20 protein-coding genes are annotated in these 19956 nt (G+C 27.8%); 17 read left to right on the forward strand and 3 right to left on the reverse strand.

The annotated features are described in order from the left end of the window. The 10 genes from RSC72_RS08740 (at position 1) to RSC72_RS08785 (ending at position 11231) form a co-directional block, all read left to right on the forward strand. Entirely contained in the window at positions 1-2787 is a 2787-nt protein-coding gene (locus RSC72_RS08740) for a virulence factor SrfC family protein (RefSeq protein ID WP_291095418.1), read from the forward strand. Continuing rightward, a complete protein-coding gene (locus tag RSC72_RS08745; protein WP_291095416.1) occupies positions 2780-3547 on the forward strand; it encodes a hypothetical protein in 768 nt (255 codons plus the stop codon). Before RSC72_RS08740 ends, RSC72_RS08745 begins: the two co-directional genes overlap by 8 nt. Positions 3548-3549: 2 nt before the next feature. Then, complete coding sequence (locus RSC72_RS08750; protein ID WP_291095414.1) at positions 3550-4083, forward strand: hypothetical protein; 534 nt, start codon at positions 3550-3552, stop codon at positions 4081-4083. After that, positions 4083-5423 (forward strand): S8 family peptidase, encoded by a 1341-nt coding sequence (locus tag RSC72_RS08755; protein WP_291095412.1) that lies wholly within the window; start codon positions 4083-4085, stop codon positions 5421-5423. Before RSC72_RS08750 ends, RSC72_RS08755 begins: the two co-directional genes overlap by 1 nt. Positions 5424-5617: 194 nt before the next feature. After that, positions 5618-6406 carry a hypothetical protein gene (locus RSC72_RS08760; protein ID WP_291095410.1) on the forward strand — a complete coding sequence of 263 codons (789 nt, stop codon included), beginning with the start codon at positions 5618-5620 and terminating at the stop codon, positions 6404-6406. An 11-nt stretch (positions 6407-6417) separates the two neighbouring features. Continuing rightward, positions 6418-7659, forward strand: coding sequence for a hypothetical protein (locus RSC72_RS08765; RefSeq protein WP_291095408.1), 1242 nt, complete (start codon positions 6418-6420; stop codon positions 7657-7659). 11 nt (positions 7660-7670) lie between these two features. After that, positions 7671-9200 carry a hypothetical protein gene (locus RSC72_RS08770; RefSeq protein ID WP_291095406.1) on the forward strand — a complete coding sequence of 510 codons (1530 nt, stop codon included), beginning with the start codon at positions 7671-7673 and terminating at the stop codon, positions 9198-9200. Then, complete coding sequence (locus tag RSC72_RS08775) at positions 9200-9640, forward strand: hypothetical protein (protein WP_291095404.1); 441 nt, start codon at positions 9200-9202, stop codon at positions 9638-9640. The genes RSC72_RS08770 and RSC72_RS08775 overlap by 1 nt, the downstream gene beginning before the upstream one ends. Then, positions 9640-10335 (forward strand): hypothetical protein, encoded by a 696-nt coding sequence (locus tag RSC72_RS08780; protein ID WP_291095403.1) that lies wholly within the window; start codon positions 9640-9642, stop codon positions 10333-10335. Before RSC72_RS08775 ends, RSC72_RS08780 begins: the two co-directional genes overlap by 1 nt. 2 nt (positions 10336-10337) lie before the next feature. Next, positions 10338-11231 (forward strand): hypothetical protein, encoded by an 894-nt coding sequence (locus RSC72_RS08785; RefSeq protein WP_332545476.1) that lies wholly within the window; start codon positions 10338-10340, stop codon positions 11229-11231. A gap of 41 nt (positions 11232-11272) precedes the next feature. On the opposite strand, the gene RSC72_RS08790 is transcribed toward RSC72_RS08785, so the two are convergent. Further along, entirely contained in the window at positions 11273-11587 is a 315-nt protein-coding gene (locus tag RSC72_RS08790; protein ID WP_291095399.1) for a DUF805 domain-containing protein, read from the reverse strand. A gap of 76 nt (positions 11588-11663) precedes the next feature. Here RSC72_RS08790 and RSC72_RS08795 point away from each other — a divergent pair, with 76 nt between their 5' ends. From RSC72_RS08795 to RSC72_RS08825, 7 genes are read left to right on the forward strand one after another with little or no spacing between them, the layout of a single operon-like run. Then, positions 11664-13130: a hypothetical protein gene (locus RSC72_RS08795; RefSeq protein ID WP_291095397.1), complete on the forward strand. Its 1467-nt coding sequence runs from the start codon at positions 11664-11666 to the stop codon at positions 13128-13130. A 13-nt stretch (positions 13131-13143) separates the two neighbouring features. After that, complete coding sequence (locus RSC72_RS08800; protein ID WP_291095395.1) at positions 13144-13923, forward strand: hypothetical protein; 780 nt, start codon at positions 13144-13146, stop codon at positions 13921-13923. Positions 13924-13930: 7 nt separating this feature from the next. Next, positions 13931-14842, forward strand: coding sequence for a hypothetical protein (locus RSC72_RS08805; protein WP_291095393.1), 912 nt, complete (start codon positions 13931-13933; stop codon positions 14840-14842). 20 nt (positions 14843-14862) lie between these two features. After that, positions 14863-16092, forward strand: a complete 1230-nt coding sequence (locus tag RSC72_RS08810) for an XAC2610-related protein (protein WP_291095391.1) — start codon at positions 14863-14865, stop codon at positions 16090-16092. A gap of 10 nt (positions 16093-16102) precedes the next feature. Beyond that, positions 16103-17044: an SPOR domain-containing protein gene (locus RSC72_RS08815; protein WP_177190303.1), complete on the forward strand. Its 942-nt coding sequence runs from the start codon at positions 16103-16105 to the stop codon at positions 17042-17044. Between the two features lie 15 nt (positions 17045-17059). Continuing rightward, positions 17060-17530: a hypothetical protein gene (locus tag RSC72_RS08820; RefSeq protein WP_092908567.1), complete on the forward strand. Its 471-nt coding sequence runs from the start codon at positions 17060-17062 to the stop codon at positions 17528-17530. Next, complete coding sequence (locus RSC72_RS08825; protein ID WP_092908568.1) at positions 17531-17953, forward strand: DUF1810 domain-containing protein; 423 nt, start codon at positions 17531-17533, stop codon at positions 17951-17953. Positions 17954-17976: 23 nt separating this feature from the next. Here RSC72_RS08825 and RSC72_RS08830 read toward each other — a convergent pair whose 3' ends face one another. Beyond that, positions 17977-18984: an MORN repeat-containing protein gene (locus tag RSC72_RS08830; RefSeq protein ID WP_092908569.1), complete on the reverse strand. Its 1008-nt coding sequence runs from the start codon at positions 18982-18984 to the stop codon at positions 17977-17979. A gap of 2 nt (positions 18985-18986) precedes the next feature. After that, complete coding sequence (locus tag RSC72_RS08835) at positions 18987-19808, reverse strand: M15 family metallopeptidase (RefSeq protein ID WP_291095383.1); 822 nt, start codon at positions 19806-19808, stop codon at positions 18987-18989. Between the last annotated feature and the right edge of the window lie 148 nt (positions 19809-19956).

Here is a 19956-nt window from a genome sequence, read left to right on the forward strand (position 1 = left end):
ATGAAAAACTATTCAGATCAATTTATAAATACAATAAAACTTGGAATAGAAAATAATGTTTCTATTTTAGATCAGCTTATTAATTGGGGAAATGAAAACCTACGTTATGAAGAAAAAGATCAGTTTCTTTTAAAAATAAAAAATTCTAAAAATGTATTTCACAGAATTTACGAGAATATAGAATCTAAGCCTGTTATGGCAGTTTTCGGAGGAAGTCAAGTTGGGAAATCATATCTAATAAAAAATTTATTAAGTTCTGAAGGAGAACCATTTCTTATAAAAAATAATGAAATAGATTATGATTTCTTAAAAGATATTAATCCTCCAGGTGTAGGTGCAGAAAGTACGGGAGTTGTAACACGATTTACAATAGATCAAAACTTGAAATTTCCAGATTTTCCTATTCAGATAAAATTATTATCCGCAAAAGATATTTTAATAATCGTTTTAGATAGCTTTTTTCTTGATCTCAAAAAAATCAAGAAATATGTTGCTTTATCCGATTTGAATGAACATCTAGAGAAGTTAGAACAAAATATCTCTGATAATCAACAAGATTATTTAACAGATTTTGATGTTTTAGAAATCAAAGAATATTTCGAAAATCATTTATCAAAACATACCATTTTATTTGAGAGCTTACGAGAATCTAAATTCTTTGAACGTGTTGGTATGATTATTAAAAACTATTCGCAGAATCAATGGTTATCTATCTTTAGTATTTTATGGTTAAAGAATGATAATCTAAATCAATTGTATAGTTTGTTGATTGATTCTTTGGTCAAATTTAATTTTTCTAAGAATGCCTTTATCAAATTTAATGAGGTTTTACGTGGCGGAGGAGAAATCTTAGATGTACAACGTCTAAAAGAAATTTATACATCATCTGTCATTACACAAGTTAAAACGGAAGATGGACAAGTTGTACAGATTTTACAATCGTTGATTACAGCTTTAACGTCAGAATTGATTTTTACTGTACCAAAAGAATTGGTGGATGAAAAACCATTCTTAAAACAATCAGATTTATTAGATTTTCCTGGTGCAAGAAGTCGTTTGGCAATAGAATTAGAAGATATTGATAACCAAATAATTCCTGATATGTTGTTGAGAGGTAAGGTTTCTTATCTATTCAATAAATATTCCGATAATTATAGTATTAATAATTTACTATTTTGTACAAATGACAAACAATTAGATGTTAATGAGATTCCTGCATTACTTTTTAATTGGATAAAAAATAACATCGGTGAAAATAAAATTGAACGATCTAATGCGCTTCAAAATACAGAAGTTCCACCGTTATTTGTAATTTTTACATTTTTCAATAATCAGTTAAAATTTGATATAACAAACGATTTACATTACAAAGAGGATTCAGATTCTTTAAACTACAAATGGGATACTCGATTTAATCGTTTTTTTAAAAACGAGATTGTTACTCAAACCAAAGATTGGGATACAGAATGGACGTTGATGAATCATCATTTCCAAAACTTTTACTTATTACGCGATTATAAATATTCCTCAGATACATTTGACGGTTTTGAGATTGAAGGTAGAGAAACCAATTTAAAACCTGAAAGAGTTGATTACTTGAATGCATTAAAATCATCTTTTGAGAATTTTGAATTCGTAAATAAACATTTTAAAAATCCAACTGATGTTTGGGAAGATTCTACATCTCTCAATTCTGACGGATCTTTACGTATTATCAACAATCTTAATCTAGTTTCAAATAATCATACGAAGACAAATTATTATTTGAATAAATTAAACGAATTAATTACTGATATAAAATCGTTTTTAGAGTCACTTGTACATTCAGATGATGTTTCAGTGATAAGAGCAAATCGAATGAAGGATACCAATACATTTCAGTTTTCCTTCAATAATATTTTGACGAAAGACACAAATGCATTCAATTCTTTTCTTAAAATTATTGGAACAGATACGGTAGAAAATTTCAATTTATTGAACGAAAATATTGTTGTTGATTCTTCTCAAGTAAGTAATAATTCATTTGATCAAAGCAATATCTTGTTCCTTCAATATCCAGAATTAAAAAATGCAAAATCTTATCAAGAAGCAATAGAAATCTTAAAATCTAGTCTATGGCTAGGAACGAGTGAAGAAGTTGAAGATTTTTTACACCATCAAAATATTGATAAAACGAAGTTGTTTGAACAAAAAGTTTCAAAATCTAAACCAGAAATTTATACTGAGTTGATTTTTGAAAATTGGAAATCGAAGATTATGAATTTTTCTAATTATCAATATTTTACAAATAATGGATTATCTCAAAGTAGTATTGTCTTTTTAGCCGATCATTTATTTTCAATTGTTAAGAATAGAAATATCGAAAGTAAATTGACAAAAGTGCTAAATGATATTGTTTCAGAAACGGAAAGTAATAGAGGTATTGAAGAGTTTTTAGCCGAAACATTTTCTACTATAATCAATGATATTACCATCAATTTTGACTTAGATTTCTTTTCAAAAGATGAAATTTCAGAAATTAATAAAATGCCGAATTATCGTCAATTTATTAATTATCAAAAATTTAATTTAGAACCAAATAATGATTTATCTGATTTATTTGAGGAGTCTGCAATTTTGAATTCGGAAGCAATTATGTTAGAAAAATATAATAAATGGATTGAGTTTTTGAGAATTTCTTTGCTAGTGAACTGTGGTTTTGTCAACTACGATGAGCAAGCAAATTTACAACTGAAATCATACATCCAAAACCTTACTAATTTTAATCTTCAACTAGAGTATGAATAAATTTTACGAAATAGCAACAGATCATTATTTGCCTTTGTCGCATGATAATAATTATCTGTTTAACCATTATGATAGAATTACGAATTTTTTGACATTTAATATAGATCAACAATACCGCAATTTATTAGCAAAACCAATTAAAAGTGGATATAATATAGAATGGTTTTCAATTTATCCAAATCTTGTAAATGCACAAGGTTCTGAACACGAAGAGTTTGCTTATCGTAAATATTATGAGTTTTTAGAAGTTATAAAACAACGTATTGAAAATTTTAAATCTCAACGCGATCAAGATGCGATTAATTGGGCAGAGATTTTAGAAAAAGTGTTCAATGAGCAAGATAATTTTATTTATACGAACGGAAAAGATATTTCTATAGTTTGGGGATGGAAATTTGAAAATAGCCAAATTTATAAACCTGCCTTACAATTAGCTAATCCTCCGATAGAAGAAGAAATTATTGAAGAAAATACGCCAATAGTAGAAAACATAACAGAGCCAATTGGTGAAAATAATGAACCGGTTCTTGAGGATGAAATTGTAGAAGATTTACCAATCGATGAACCAAAAGTTGAAGAAGAATTACCAGAAGAAATAATAGAAAAGGAGGATGAATTTCCAAAAGATGAGTCTTTAGAAAGAAAACCAGGTTTTCTAGAGTTTCTGAAATGGTTTGCTGGAACTTATTGGTGGTTTCTGATCGTTTTACTCGTACTTATTGTTTTAGTTTTTGTTTACAAATCATTGTTATATTCTTAATTATGAGCAAGTTTTTTTATAAATATTGGTGGTTATATTACATCCTATTATTTTCATTATTAGGCTTATTGATATATGCTTTGTTATGGAAGGTTAATTTTAAACCTTATCAAGATATAATTAATCAGAAAAACACTGAATTAGTTGATGCACGCGAAAGTTTGAAAGGAAAAGATCGTTATATCAAGAATCTGGAGGAACAATTAGCGCAATGTAACTTACGTGAAAAGCAAAATACAGTACAATGTAACGCAAAAGTAGAATCTGGAGGACAAGGTATGACAGAGACAACTCATAATCTAGGAAATTCACCTGGTAGAGTAGTTATAAATTTTGATATGATGGATGTTCCAGATAAGATTGAGGTTATCTACAACGGAAAAATAGTAGCGACTTCAACAAATTTGGTTTCTGGACAAGGGAATTTAAGTTTCAATTATCAAGCGTTACCTGGTCAACCAAATACATGTATAGTAAAAATGTCTGCACCAGAAGCTGGTACAATGTGGGAATATGTTGTTAACTGTCCACAATAATGAAAGAAAAAATTAAATACCCTTTTTATTATTATTTCTCAATCATTTTTTTTGTGATTGTAAGTGTTTTTTTTTGGTGGGTTGTCTTCAATAATTTTTCAAATGGAAAATATTTTTCACAACAAGAGATTGATTATAGACAAGATAAAGCTGTACATGTATTACAACCTATTAATCAAGACGATTTAATTATAGATTCTATTGCAAATAGACGAATCGTTTCCAACCTGGTTAATATTGCATTAAAAAATAAGTCGAAAGACATTTATCAATTTGCAGATGAATTGAAAAAAGTCTACAAAGATTCTACTTATCAAATTGTTTATATAGATTCTGTCATCAATCGTCTTCAAGTAAAATTACCCGATTTAGATCGAGAAATTTTTAAAGATGAGGTTAAGAAAAATATGAAGAATGACAGTTTGCTTGTTTGGGATGAGATGATTTTTGAAAGCACAAATAACAATGTTGCTATAAACGAAGAAGAAGCTCCGTTTATGAATCAAATAGACATTCGGAATGCTTGGAGAACAACTTTAGGAACAAAAAAAACAATTATTGCGGTTATTGACAATGGTTTTGATACCCAGCACGAATCGTTGCGAGGAAAAGATGTAAAGTCTTATAATGTTATTTCAAAAACAAATCAGGTTAATCCATCTAGTCAGAATCATGGTACACACGTTGCATCAATTGCAGTAGGTAACAGCAATAGGTATCAAGGTATATGTCCAAATTGTGATTATATGCCGATAAAAGTTGAGGACGAAAATGGAATAATGTCGATGTCTTATGTGATTGATGCTATTCTATATGCGGTAAAAAATAAAGCAGCTGTTATTAATTTATCATTAGGATCAGAAATTCCGTTAGAATTGGGAAATCTTTCTTTACAACAACAAAAGGAAGTAATCAATTCTGATGCAGGTGATTTACAAGAGTTTTGGAATGATTTATTTCTTTATGCAAACGAACGAAATTCTATTTGTGTAATTGCTGCAGGGAATAGTAGTGTCTTAACAGGTCTTGATGCTTTTCAACGATCTAATCAAACAATTAAGGTCGGTACGGTTTCCCGTAAAAATACCATTGCGAGTTTTAGTAATTTCGGAAATTATAATACAATTTATGCTCCTGGCGAAGAAATTTATGGAGCTAAACCAAATAATCAATACGAATATTTAGACGGTACAAGTATGTCAGCACCAATTATTAGTGGGTTTATAGGTTTAATAAAATCTAAATATCCTAATTACAAATTTAATGATGTGATGTCATTATTGATGAAGAATACAGAAGAAGTCAACAGTATAAAACAACTTAGAATAAAATCAATTTAGAAAAAATGAAACAACAGAATTTTTTATTTGTAGATATCGTATCGTCGATATTTTTATTAATATTATTTATCGCGAATTTTTTAGGGTTATTATATATCTTACAAGGGAATATTATATTCAGTGCATTAGTAAGTACATTAATTATAATATGTTACTATTTCTTAGTTCAATTATTAGCTAAGAACAAGGAGTTAATGTTTAAAAATAAATTTATTCATTCTTCATCTGTTTTGTGGTTTTTTTACATTGGATTATTCTTCGTTAGTTTTGTTTTGATGTCACATTTTGTGAATGTTGAATTCAATGCTAAAAAACAAATTCAAGACGATGCATTATCAAAATTAACAATTGTAGATAGTGCGACAACTATTTACAAAGACCGTTCTAAAAAAGTAATAGAAGATTTTGAAAATGATCTTAAAACTAAACTTAAAAGTTATAAAAACACAGGTTCTAATAGTACTCTTAATGAATTAACTTCAAAACCTTATAGTATTGATGCAAAGGTTTTAAGTGACAGAACGTATCTTAATGTTGATCAAGTTGCGAACGCTAAATTGACACCAATCATCAAAAATATAGAAACAAACGCCGCTAACTTTGATTCAATAACGAAGAAAAATACGGAGAAATATAAAAGTACTTTTACTAACTGGAAAAGATTAAGTTTAGTAGGTACATATTCTACTTTGAATGATTATATAGATCAATCCATCAATTTAATTAATGAAAAAATAGCACAATTTCCGATTGATAATTCTCCTATTGTAATTAATTACAACAAAGAAAGCCTTCCATTAGGCACTCCAAATGAATTTAATAAAAAATTTACCCCAAATTACATACTTCCAATTATCGTTGTGTTATTGATCAATGGTTTTATTTTAATTCCATTTTTTACAGAAAAAGTAAGATCGTATAATAATACGACAAATAAAATGCAAGAGGGATCAAGTAATAACGGAGGATCTATAGAATTATAAAAGAAAACACCATGAACGACGTACAGAAAAGAATCATATTACAAAATGCAAATACTTTAGAAGTTTCTAATCTTATTTCATTAATAGAAAAAGGAGAAATTTCTATAGAAGAATTTAAACAAGCTGGGTTAACAGTAGAAAAAATTCGCCAAATTGAAGGTCAAATAAATCTTGAAGCGGCTAAAGAACGCGCAGCAGCAGAGATTGCTAGAAAAGAAGAAGAAGAACGATTAGCTAAATTTAAAATTCAAGAAGAAAAAAATGAATTTCTTAAAAAAGTTGTTCGTAAAAGAGTTACGGTTGATGAGATAAGAAATAAAATAAACAATGGATATATCTCATTTGATGATTTAGAAGATGAAGGAATTTCTCAAAGGATAATTAATTCAATCAAATATTATTCAAACTCTAATCGCGTAACTATTTTTAAGAAAATTGATGATTTACCGCCGATGGAAGAAGGTCGTACAGATGTTTATTTTGTAGGATTACCAGGTTCAGGAAAATCGACTATGCTCTCAGGTTTATTGAATGTTGCGAATAAAGAAGGTATTCTTTTGCCAGATACTTACAGTAATGATGGAGCAGTTTATCAAACGCAAATCGTTTCAGATTTATCAAGGGGTGTTTTACCTAATGCTACCGCTTCGGGTTCATATAACTATGTAGCAATGTCTTTAAATGATGATAATAAAAAGAAACATCCATTTAATGTCGTTGAGGTTCCAGGAGAGTTGTATGTTAATATGTTCAACAATGCGAATGTGGACGATTTATTGAAATACATCAAAAATTCTAACAAAAAGATTTTAATTTTTGTGATTGATTCTTTGGCACATGATACAAATTATGCTGACGCTAAAAGTGCTTTAGATCAAAGTTTAGTTTATGTGAATATTCTTAATATGTTCAAAAGTAGCGGAATCTTAAATCAAACTGATGCAGTTTATTTAGTTGCTAATAAATTTGATGCTATAAAAGAAAGTCGATATGATGGAGATAATCGTCCGGATGTTGATTTAGCATATGAATTTTTGAATGAAGAATTCAAAAACTTATTAAATAACTGTACGAGTATCAGAGATGAGTCAAAGAATAAATTTAAAATTAAAGTTTTACCATATTCTATTGGTAAAGTAAGTTATGAATTTATTGTAGAAGATTTTAATCGTAACTATTCTTCAATTGTGCTAAACAATTTGATAGAAGATTCTTTTGTTGTAAAAGGAGGAAAATGGAGTTTATTTAATTAATCTAAAAAACTATGAATCAATTCGGAATAATTATACAAGAAACAACGTCAGGGTTAAACACACAATACATTTCTTCTGATTTAGATAGTAATAATAGTGAAGTAATCCAAACAACGCAAGACGAAAGAATTTTGGCGACGCAATTAGTCAATCAATCAAAATTTTATAGTGTTGAGGTTACAAAATCATACAAAGTATATACTTACGTTAACCCTAATGTTACCGATGAGTTTGGACGTTCTGGTTATTATGCAATCAAATTATATTTCAACAATAAGTTTATCAAACCAATTAATCTGATTAGTCTTTTTGATAAAATTGAAGCTAAATATTTAGAACATAAAAACAATAATACTTTAGCTGGACAAGATTATACAATAATTCAAAATTTATTGGACGGAACAGAAGTTAAATCATTTCTTTATTTGACAGAGAAAAAACAATTTGTCGCTTATTTTGATCCAAATAATTTTACAGCTTTAACAGAAAAGTTGAACGATGAAAAGGTTTTTACAATAGAAAAACTCTATGTTTTTGATGTTACAAAATCATTAGCAGAAGATCAAGTGAAAGCGTATGGATTAGATTCCTTTAATGATTACAAAACAAAGAAGGCAAACTTTGATAATTCTGACCATATCTTAAGAGAAATTACACAAAATAATCTACCAATTGATTTTAGAACAGTTAGTCAAGAAAATTTTAAAATAATTTATCCATCAAGTTTAGCAGGAACGTTAAAATATTCTACAACAGAAAAGAAAAATATTCCAGTTGCAGATTTTAATGAATTAAGAAAACCTATTGTAATTTCTAAACCTATCCAACCAAGATCAACTCAACCCAAAAAAGATAACACACCAATTATTATTGTAGCAATTTTAGGCGTTTTTGCATTGGGAATAGGAGGATATTTCTCATATGATAAATTCTTTAAAGAAAAAGAAGATACTGAAGTTGAAAAAATAAATAATGAAGAAGTAGTGAAAGATAGTAATGTTTTATACGAGCCAACATTTATTATAGTAAAACATAACTCAAAAGATACGATTTCTTTTGGAGGGAAAAAAGTGCCAATTAATAATGATTATTATCAAATAGATACTGTTAGCCCAAGTTTGAGAAATTATTATTTCAAAAATAAAGATGAAAAATCTGTAGAATATTATAAGTCATTTGATGAATTATATAACAAAGGAGAATTAGAAAGGTTAAATAAGGACAATCTTTCAATCTTTTTAAAAAGCAATAATATTACAGAAATTCAATGGAATAAAATTGTAGAAGAAGCAAAATATCAAGGTTTAAAATTACCTAATGATAGCGAAACAACTACAACTTCCCCAAAAGAAAATACATCCGTTGATAACAATGTTAATTCTACAAATAATACAGATAAAGTAACTTCTCCTAAACCTAAAAATAATAATGCGACTGAACCTAAAACAGAAGTTTCTAAACCAAAGGCTGAAGAAAAGACTAAAACAGTAAAAGAAGTGAAAACCGTAAAAAGCCTTGAACCAAATATAGGTTTACAATAATGAATAAACGAAATTTAATCATATTAGGAAGTGCATTGTTCTCAAGCTTTATTTTTATGTGTGGGATAATGATGATTGATGATGATTCAATTTCAAAAAGAGAAAAAGGGACAGCAGAAAAGTTTGAAAAGAAAATTGAATTATTAGAAAATCGGGTAAAAGAATTCGAAAAAAAAGAAGAAGTCGAGTTAAAAAAAATTAAAATAAACGATTCTATAAAGTCTGCCTTGAAAAAAGATTCAATTTATCAAGAAGAAAAAAAGATTCAATTTAAGAATTCAAGTCCTACTGTTTCTGAGAAAAAAAACAAAATTATAGAGTCTAAAATAGAAGTCCCTAAACCAAAAGTAATAGAAAAGGTGAAAATCGAAAATTCTATTCCTAAAAAAATAGAGACAGAAAATAAAAGAGGTTTAGAGGTTAATACAATTTTACAGTAATGGAAAAAAGAAAATTAATCATATTAGGAAGTGTAATTGTCATCGGTTTGTTATTGATAGGTGGAATTACAGTTTTTGAAGGTTCTAGTATTTCGGGACCAGAAATGGTGAATAATAAAGCAGGTTCTAATAAAAATGATTTAGAAAAAAAGATTGAAAATTTCAGAAAAGATAATTTTCAACCAGAGCAATATTCAACCTTGTTAATGGAAATTAATTCATCAAAAGAACAAGGTTTGATAGAATCTTCATCAGTAATTTATTTAACAGAAGAATTAAATAGTGTTTACAAAAAACATGTATTTAACAAGGCTGATTATTTCCTTAACCAAGGAAATGGAGATAAAAATACGGTTTTGTCTTATTTGTCAAGTTTAGAAAAAGCGATAGGAAAGGATGCTAGAATAGATTTTTATAAAACTCAAATCCCGAAATACGATTATTATGCCAATTCGTTTCCTGGGAAAGTAACATCTTTTACCAATGGAAATCTGGCAAGTTTTTCTACAGGAAAATACACTTCATTGAAAAACGAAGCTGAAAATATGCCTGGATTAGATAATCAATATAAGTCAAAAGGAAAATTTACGAGTATCAAATCAAATGCAGTTTCTAAATTGAATTCGTACAAAAGTAGATTTGAAGAATACGACAGAGAAAGAAAGTTAAATAGTGTTGAAGTAGAATTTGAATAATTATGAAAATAAAATACATCTTAATCTTATTACCTTGTATCATTTTTGCTCAAAATAAAAGGGATAAAAGAGATAAGAATAAAGTGAAAAATACTGAGATTGTCGAAACAAAAAATGAACAAAAAACTGTAGTTGTAAATTCTAAAGATAAAGAAGAATTAGAAAAACTGAAAGTCGAAAATAAACAGTTAAAAGATATTTTGACAAAAGTAAATTCAAAATATTTTATTTCAACGTTTAACAATTTTTATTCTGATGATTATTTCAAAACGCAAGGATTTAAAATTTTAAAGGAAGAAGATAAAAATACGATTAGCCAAGCACAATTAATGGTAGAAAGTATTTTAGCAGCAGAAGATAAGAATTCAGAAATTTATAAAAGAGCTGAAAAATCAATTGTTTTTACAGATTATCTAAAGGCAATGGATGAAGTTTATACAGATATTCTAAAACAGAAATACGATTCGGTAAAAGTTTCGTCTGCGATTGCAAGACTACATAATTTACCAACATTTGATAAAACATCAAAAGTAGAAGTAGATAAAAACTCTATAACTGAAGCTTTGGTTAATTATAAAGATAATGCGTGTAATGCGACAGAAGTTATAACGAAAGTACAACAAGGGGTTATAAAATCAGGTATTTCTATTGCTACGTTCAAATCGAAGGATTTTGATAATATTATCGCTAAAAAGAAAACGGAAGAACCAATTATTAAATTTAATGAATTAATGAATGAAGATAAGATGTTCAATCCATTTTTAGTAGATAAGATTAATGATGTCAAGAAAAATCCTACATCGTTTAATCAATCCACTTTTATTGAGGAGAAATATTGTCAAGATAAAACGAAACCTTTGGTTGAAGAAGCTAAGAAAGAAGAATTACCGAAATAAATAATACAAAAAAGTCTCTCTTATTTTAGAGAGACTTTTAATTATCTTTTGGGGTTACTTCCATATTTATTATCGCCATCATCACTATTTCCAAAAAGTAAAAATAACCCATAAAAAGGGATTAAGTTAAACCAACCACTGTTACCAATATCGTGACTACGTTTTACAGATTGTGCAATCAAAATCCAAAAAAAAGGAAGAAATAATAATCCAAAAAATATAATTATTGGAGAATCATATGGGGATTCAGTAATCATAACTGAATAGGTAATATAAAGTATTGAGTAGATTAAATTGGTTAACCAATATTCAGTTCTCCTGATACGTCCTTTTAAAGAAAATGGGTTTAAAAACATAGTTAAATTTTATACTGATAAATATAAAATAAATTATTTAATTTTAGAGAAAATACAACACTAAATAGACAAAAATATGCAACCAGATATATTGACGTATAATCAAGTATTTCAGAGTAATAAACTTGATTTTTTTTCATCATTAACCAATGTTGAAATTTTACATTCAGAGAACAATTATTTATTGTTTTCAGGAGAAGAAACCTTACATGTAAAATGTAAAATAGATGGAAAAGAATGTATCTTAGTTTGCTTCACAGATCTGAATAAAAATGCTGAAAATAGATACAAAAGTTTAGCAAAAATAATCGGAAATTATAACCTTAGTTTTATCCCAAAATTAGAGTTTAAAGAAAATGAAATTAATATCAATGGTAAAACCTCTTCTGTTGTTTTATTAGATGATCAACAATCTATTTCATTAGATACTTATTTTGATAATATTTCTTTTTTGCCAGAATTGGTATCAAAACTTCAAAATGATCTAAAAGATTTATCTTCTCAATTAAAAGTAAAGCAATTTGCACATGGAAATTTAACATTCAAAACAATTAGAGTAAACGCTAATAATGAATTAGTATTGACGTTTTTAGACGATTTATACATTCCAGAGTTTGAGACAACTAATATTAATAAAGATTCTTTTGTCAATTTACATAACAAAGACTTGGCGTTTTTTGCAATGATTCTAAGTGCATTAGAAATTGCTAAAACTGATAATTCAATTCAGTCTAATAATTTAATTTTTACATTTAATTCGCAAGATTTAAATCAAATTGAAAATTCTATTGCTTATTCATTAATCAAGAGTTATGAGAATCAAGCAGCAAATAATTACCTTGATTTTGAAGCTTTAGTAGAGCCAGAAAAAACAGAAAATCAAGTTTCAAATGATCATAATGCTGAAGATTATCCGGTACAAAACTCAGTACAAAATTTACCAGAAGATACCCGCTCAGATGAAAAAGTACAGAAAATTGTCATTACATCTTCGCCAACAGGATCAACAGTACGAGATAGTGAGTACGAAGTTTTTGGCAGAACACCTTATACGTTAGAAATTAAAGAAAGAGATCATCCTTTTCAAATTATTGTTACAGAGAAAAGTAATATCAAAAAAATTGATATTTATTATGGAATGAATGATGTTTTTGTTGATTTTAATAACTCAGCAGTGACTAATGAAGTACCAAAACCTAAAGAAGTCGAAGACTCATCTGAATATGTAGATACAACTCAACGTTCTGTTTTTTGGTGGTATGTTGGATTGTTATTTGTAGCAATGATTATAGTTATTTTGTACAATAATGCAGTGTTTTCAGATTTTTATGTTCGAGATAATTCTGAAGAAGAATCTATGGTTATTGATTCTCTGGCGGCATATGTTGACTCTGCTGCAGCGGTTGTTGATTCTGTAGTCGTAGATGATTCTACACCTAATCAATATTATTATGATGATTCTGTTGTTGATTCTGCAGTAGCTGAAGTTGATCCTTCAGTTATTCTAGTAGATTCTTCGGTTTATTATTATGATGGTTACTAAATTATAGAACAAGATGAAAATTCAAGTTAATTCTTTTCCAGAAGGAGCAATTATACGAAATGAGAATTTTGATATTATTGGTAAAACCCCAAATTTTATTGATAAAGAAGATTTTCTAAATCAATCTATAAGTATAAATTACGGTGATGATTCAAAGAAAATGATCATTACAGAAGAAACACAGTCTGTTTTTGTAGAATTTGAGAAAATAGAAGAACCAATAATTACAGTTCAACCAGAAGTAGAAACTCAAATTGTTAATCATTCAGTTACAGAAGAATCTGTTACAATTCAAACAGAAGAAAAGAGTAAATTTTCAAAAAATAGTTTAATTTGGGTAGCACTTGTTTTGTTTCTCTTAGCGATTGGTGGAGGTGTTTATTTCTTGTCGAATTCTAAAAGCGAAATTCCTACAATGGATATCCATCAACAATTAACAAGTGAACAATTTAGTAAGATATCAAATGAACAAAAAATTGAACATTATTTATATTTTGAAGATCAGAAAAATTATCAATACTTAAAATCACTTTTTGATTTAACTAATTTACATTATTGGGAAGTTGACGGAATTACAGAAACGATGTTAAATACAGCATTTTATAATGGTTCTGCCAAGATCCAAGATCCAAAAAATGAAATTCTTTCAATTAGTAAAGAAGGTGAATTTTATAAAGTAGATTTAAAATATACCTATACAAATAAAGACAATGTCCGTGTAGAACGATTTCCATTTATTTATATTCGATTCAATGAAAATGGGCTAATTAATTACATAGACAATAAATTATAAACTAAACATGAAAATTAGTATAAATTCTGTTCCAGAAGGAGCAATTGTAAGGAATCAAAATTTTGATAAAATAGGAAAAACGCCTTTTGAAATTGATAAAGAGGATTACTTAGGACAAAAGATTTTCATTAATTATGACGGAATAATCAAAGAATTTGTCATTAATGAAAACACCAACTTTATTGAAGAATCTTTTAGAAAAACAAGTATTCAAAATGAAGAAGAAGTTTATACCAATGATAGTTCAACAATTGATTCGTTAAATCCAAATACCCCATCATCTAACAACAAATTGTATATGATCGGTGGAGTTGTAGCCTTATTATTTTTATTAGGTGCAGGTTATTGGTTTTTAAAATCTGATAAAAAAGAACAACCAATTTCTGTTTCTCAAGAACAAATACAAGATTCTATATCAACTCAACCAATGGAAAATTCGGTAGAATTTCCTGATCAGAATGAAACGAAAACGGAAGCAAAAAAAAAAGAGGTAAAAACTCCAGAATTTGCAAAGAAAGTTGAAATAGAAAAACCAATTGTGGTTAATGAAGCTCCTGTCAAAAAAGAAGTTTCGTTTTCCGAAGATCAAGCAAAAGCAATTCTTCAAAAATCTATTTCTTTTGAGAATAATAAAAATGGAAATGGTTTGAGTGATTTATTTTCTTCAAAAATTTCAAGATATAAAACGAAAAATAACCTTTCAAAAAGTCAATTAAAATCGATTTACAACGATTGGTGGTCGAGTATAACGTATGAAGAAAAAGAAATTTCTTCGATTAATAAAATTGCTGATAATACCTATAAAGTAAAGATTAATCACAACTATCAGGTTGATGGTGGAAGCGAAAAAAATGTGATTTATTACGGTATTTATAAATTTGATAAAAATGGTAAAATCACAGAATTATACATTGATTAACAAAATAACACAATAAACTTATGAAGACAAAACAACTATTTTTATACCTAGCAATTGGGACATTGGTTTCGGGTTGTAATGAAATTAAAGAAAAAATTGGAGGAGGATCTTCTGAAAATATAATCTCAGAAAATACCCAATTAAATTGTGATTACAACAATTTATCCAATCAATTTAACGTGAAATTTGTGATCAATAAAGATCCCAAAAAAGCAACAGCTGGTGTAGATTATGCGGTTCAGATTTTAGATAAAAACAACAAAGTTTTGAAAACAATTGTTTCTCAACCTAGTATTTCAACGGATGAATTGGATAAATACAAGATCTGTGATCAAGTGAAATCCTTAGCAACAAAATATAATTTAGCGAAGAGTTTTGACATAGAATCTTTTGATGGTAATGTAGTTGTAGGAGATTTTAATTTTGATGGAAAAGATGATTTTGCGGTTTATAACCGTAAACAAGACAACAAAGCATATTACAATTATTATTTACAAGATGCGAGTGGCGAGTTTAAGATAGATAATTTTTTGTCTGATGATACCGATTATTTTAGTAAAAAATATGATGTGAATGGTAAAACAATTGTTATACAAGATAAATCTGCTATAAAAAAATATGCATACAACAACAATTCCTGGACAATGACAGAAGAAGTAAATGACCCTTTTCCGAATGCTCCAGAAAGAGGTTTAATTACTAATTTTAATAGAGGAGAAAACTCGAAAATTATTTCACTTTATGATTCTAATTTTAAAAAAGTTGGGAATGTAGAATTTAATCAATGGGAAAATTTTGCTTCAAAAAACAGTAATAATGTTTTAGAGGTTAAAGAACTTTATAATAGTGATACTAAAATTTCTTCATTGGTTTATAAATCTAAAAATGGCTTGTTTCTACAATTAGATGTTTCTGGAACATATTATGTTAATGCATTAGAATTAAAAAAATATAATTTCAAACCAGAGAGTTTTATAGATTACTTTGTAAATCATGAAATGTATATTTCTCCAAATGGAATAGTTATGAATGTGAGAAAATCACCAAGTTCAAAATCAGAATTAATCGGACAAATTCACCCAGATATAGGTAATTATTACGTTGTTTTTACTGGAAATAAAAAAGGGCAATGGGCTGAAGTGTCTGAAATTATTTTTCCAGAATCTGATTATTATATTCTAAACTATACTACAGGTTGGATAAAAATTATAGGGGATAATGGTTATCCTAATTTTAATTTCAGTAATTAATTATTATTTAATGAATACGAAATTTCTAATATATGTAACTATTTTTCTTTTGATTACAAGCTGTAATAATGAGAAAAATGTAAGTGAAGTAGTTTCAGAAAACACCCAATTAAACTGTGATTATAACAATTTATCCGATCAGTTTAATGTAAATTTCAAAATTAATCAAGATAACAACATTGCAAATGGAGCGATAGAATTTGTTGTTCAAATTACGGACAAGAAGAACAATATCCTAAAAAAAATTACAACACAACCTAAGATAATAGCTTCAGAAATTAATTTTTACAAACAATGTGACCAAGTAAAATCGTTGTCCAAAAATTATAATATTTCAAAACAATGGAGTGATAAATTATATGACGGAAACATTGTAGTTGGCGATTATAATTTTGATGGAAAAGATGATATCGCAATATATCACAGCAAAGAAACTGATCGAGAAATATTTTTTTACGAATACTATTTACAAACAGATCAAGGTGATTTTGAACGGGATAATTTTCTGTCAGACAAATTTCATTATTTCGGCAAAAGATTTGATCGAAAAAATAAATTATTGATAAATGATGAACACGTTATTATTGATAAATACAAATATGACTACGGTTGGATAAAATTAGTAGAAGCTGTAAGTCCGAATATTGAATCGTCTTTTTATATGGTAAGTGTTGCTGCAGTAAAAACTGAATCGGATGCAAAAAACGAAGTAATAAAGCTAGAAAATAAAGGTTATCAAGCAAATTATTTATGGATACCAGATTATGCTTCGTTAAGTGGTGCTAAATTTTACAGTGTTTATATTGGACCATTTTCTACACAACAAGAGTGTGAAATAGCAACAGAAGAATACAGGAAAAAAGATAAAAATGCCTATGGACTTTTGGTCTCGCAAGAACCTAAAAGAGTTCAAATTAATGGAGTCGGAAAAGTTACTGTAACCAATAATTAAATAAAATATAATTCTATGAAAAATATAATTCTACTTACAGTTCTTTTTGGAGCAACGGTTTCTTGTTCTAATAAAGAAGACCAAAAGGTAAAGGAGTTGGAGTTAAAAGTAAAAGAACTTGAGCTGCTAAAACAACAAAGCGAATTAGCAGAAAAAAATAGAAAGGTTAACTCTAATGCGCAATATGTTGCTAATGAGAAAAAGAAATTAGACGAAGAAAAGCAGATTCAACAACAAGCGATGCAAGAGCAAGAAAGTTCAGCTTCTCATATTCAGCCTTATAATCAGTATAGAGTAATTGCAAGTGATCGTTATCCTGCACATTTTTATAATTCGCCAAATTTTAATGATAAACGAAAAGCAAGATTTACAACAAATGAAATTGTTTATGTACAAGAAGTTGTAAAAGATTTTGCTTATGTAGAGTTTACAAATTCGGAGAACAAAACATCCAAAGGTTGGGTAGAAACGGCTTATTTACAATAAATGCAATTTAATTTGAATAGATTTTTAGAAGCCCAAGAAATAGATTTTGAAAGAGCTTTACAAGAGGTGAAGAATGGACGAAAAATTTCTCATTGGATGTGGTTTATTTTTCCACAATACAAAGGACTTGGCTCTAGTGAAACGGCTAATTATTATTCTATACAAAGTTTGGACGAAGCAAATGAATATTTAAATGATTCGACTCTTGGAGTTAGATTAAAGCAAATTACAAAAGTGTTGATAGAAAGTAATGAAACAAAAATTGAAAATATTTTTTACTTTCCTGATAATCTCAAATTAAAATCTTGTATGACACTTTTTGCATTTATTGAAAAGAATGAAGACAATTTATTTACGTTGGTTTTAGATAAATATTTTAACGGAGAATTAGATTCTAACACACTAAATTTAATTATCAAATAAAAAATAAGAGGCTTATTAGCCTCTTATTCTTTTATATTTCCTTCGAAGAATTCTCCTTCTTCAGTTTTACCATTTGTTTTTAGTAATTTTCCTTTTCCATGAAAAAGATTGTTTTTAAAGAAACCTTCGTATCGATCACCGTCAGTAAAATACATAGTTCCTCTTCCGTTCAACACGCCTTTTAAGAACATTCCTTCATAACGATCGCCGTTTTTCCATTTAAAAACGCCAAAACCAGTCATTTCGTCATCTACAATATCACCTTCGTAAGAATCTCCATTTGTAAAGGTATAAACACCTTTTCCTGTATGTATTTCATTCGGAAAATATCCCTCTAACACTCTTCCGTCAGGAAAATAAAACTTACTTGTTTTGAAATTAGTTGATGATTTTTGAGCAATTTCAGGTTTCACTTTTTCAGGAACACTATCCGTTATATATTCATCATCAGAAAAAGTTACTTTTGGGTTATAAAAATCATATCCAGGTGTTGGTTTTTTTGTAACAAAATCAAAATATTCATCTCGTTGAAAAGATAAGTTATCATCAATGTCAGAAAAAGTATTATCAGCAATATTAGTATAAAATGCAGGAAAAGGTTTGGAATCATAATTATACGCAAAACCTTCTATAAGCTTCAAATTATCATTATGTTCATACATTTTTATAGTATCAGCACCATAATATAACCCTACAATCATCGGAGTGTTTTCAGCGATTTTAGTATTAAATGTGACCGTTGGCTGTGGATTAACAGTTTTGCTACCGATCACTAAAAAACCATCTTTGTCTGTTGTTACATCAACTAGATTAATCTTGTAATACAAATAGTTCTTAGTATCATCTTTGTCGTCTTGTTTCACAAAAACAAGTTGATAACCGTCTAAAGAATAATTGGGTTGAGCGCTTTTTAATTCTATAAAAATTTCAGCATTATTATTTTTTGTTTTCATATCAAATTCATTAATATGAACTTGTCCAAATAAAAGGCTTACTCCTAGAATAGGAAGTAGTGTAAATATTTTTTTCATGATTATTTTATAGCGGGATTAATATCAAGAATTTGCTCTTTTTTATATTGATTAATAAATTCTGGAGTAAAAGATTGACTTCCTGCTAGTTTTTCTGTTTTTAAAATGGTATTTAAATCTAATTTAATGTAATCTTGAAGCATTTTTTGAGAAAGTGGTTTGTATGTAAAATGCCAAGGTTCGTACTTAAATCCTTTTCGACTTGGATTATTCGTGTAAACTAAATAAAAACCATATTTCTCAGAATTTTTATCCAACCATTCTTTGAATTTTTCCATACTTCCACCTTTGTTAAAGTGTTTTTCATTTAGTGGATCCGTAGGAATACCAGTTGTAGAGTGTATTATATCTAAATCTGTTCCCCAGTGATGTCTAGAAGTTCCGGGAATTGTAGAATATTCTATAATTTTCTGAATATTTTTTTCAGGAGTTAAATCCTTGCTATTTGAATTGTATTTTCTGTTCCAAATTCCATTCTGATAATCAAAATTCCTATAACTAGAAATAACATGTATATTAAAACCTGCTTTTTTAGCCTCAGCTTTCATTTTGTCAAAAGCTTTTGCAGCTTCCGGCAATAAAGCATAATTATCTTTCCTTACTAAAGTAGGATTTCCTTTACCTATTAACTCTTCTTGATTTGTAGTTAATTTTGTTTCAGCTTTTTTAATTGTATCAGCTAATTCTTCATCCAAAATAATTTCAGAACTGTCGACAGAATTATTGTATAAGTTTGTTTGTGTTTTTTCTTGATCTTTTTTTTCAGATTTGTTACATGAAAAAATAAACGGAAAACATATAAGTGTGTAAAATATTTTTTTCAAATGATTTAATTATAATTATTTAACTAGGAACAAATATATTAAATAATATACTGGATATCCCCCTGAATTTTCCAGTGTAAGTTAAGCTACATTTTTTAAAAATTGTAAATTATTATTAAACTCAAAAATAGTTTTATAATTCAAAGCT

This window comes from Algoriella sp., from assembly GCF_036647415.1.
Taxonomy (GTDB): Bacteria; Bacteroidota; Bacteroidia; order Flavobacteriales; family Weeksellaceae; genus Empedobacter.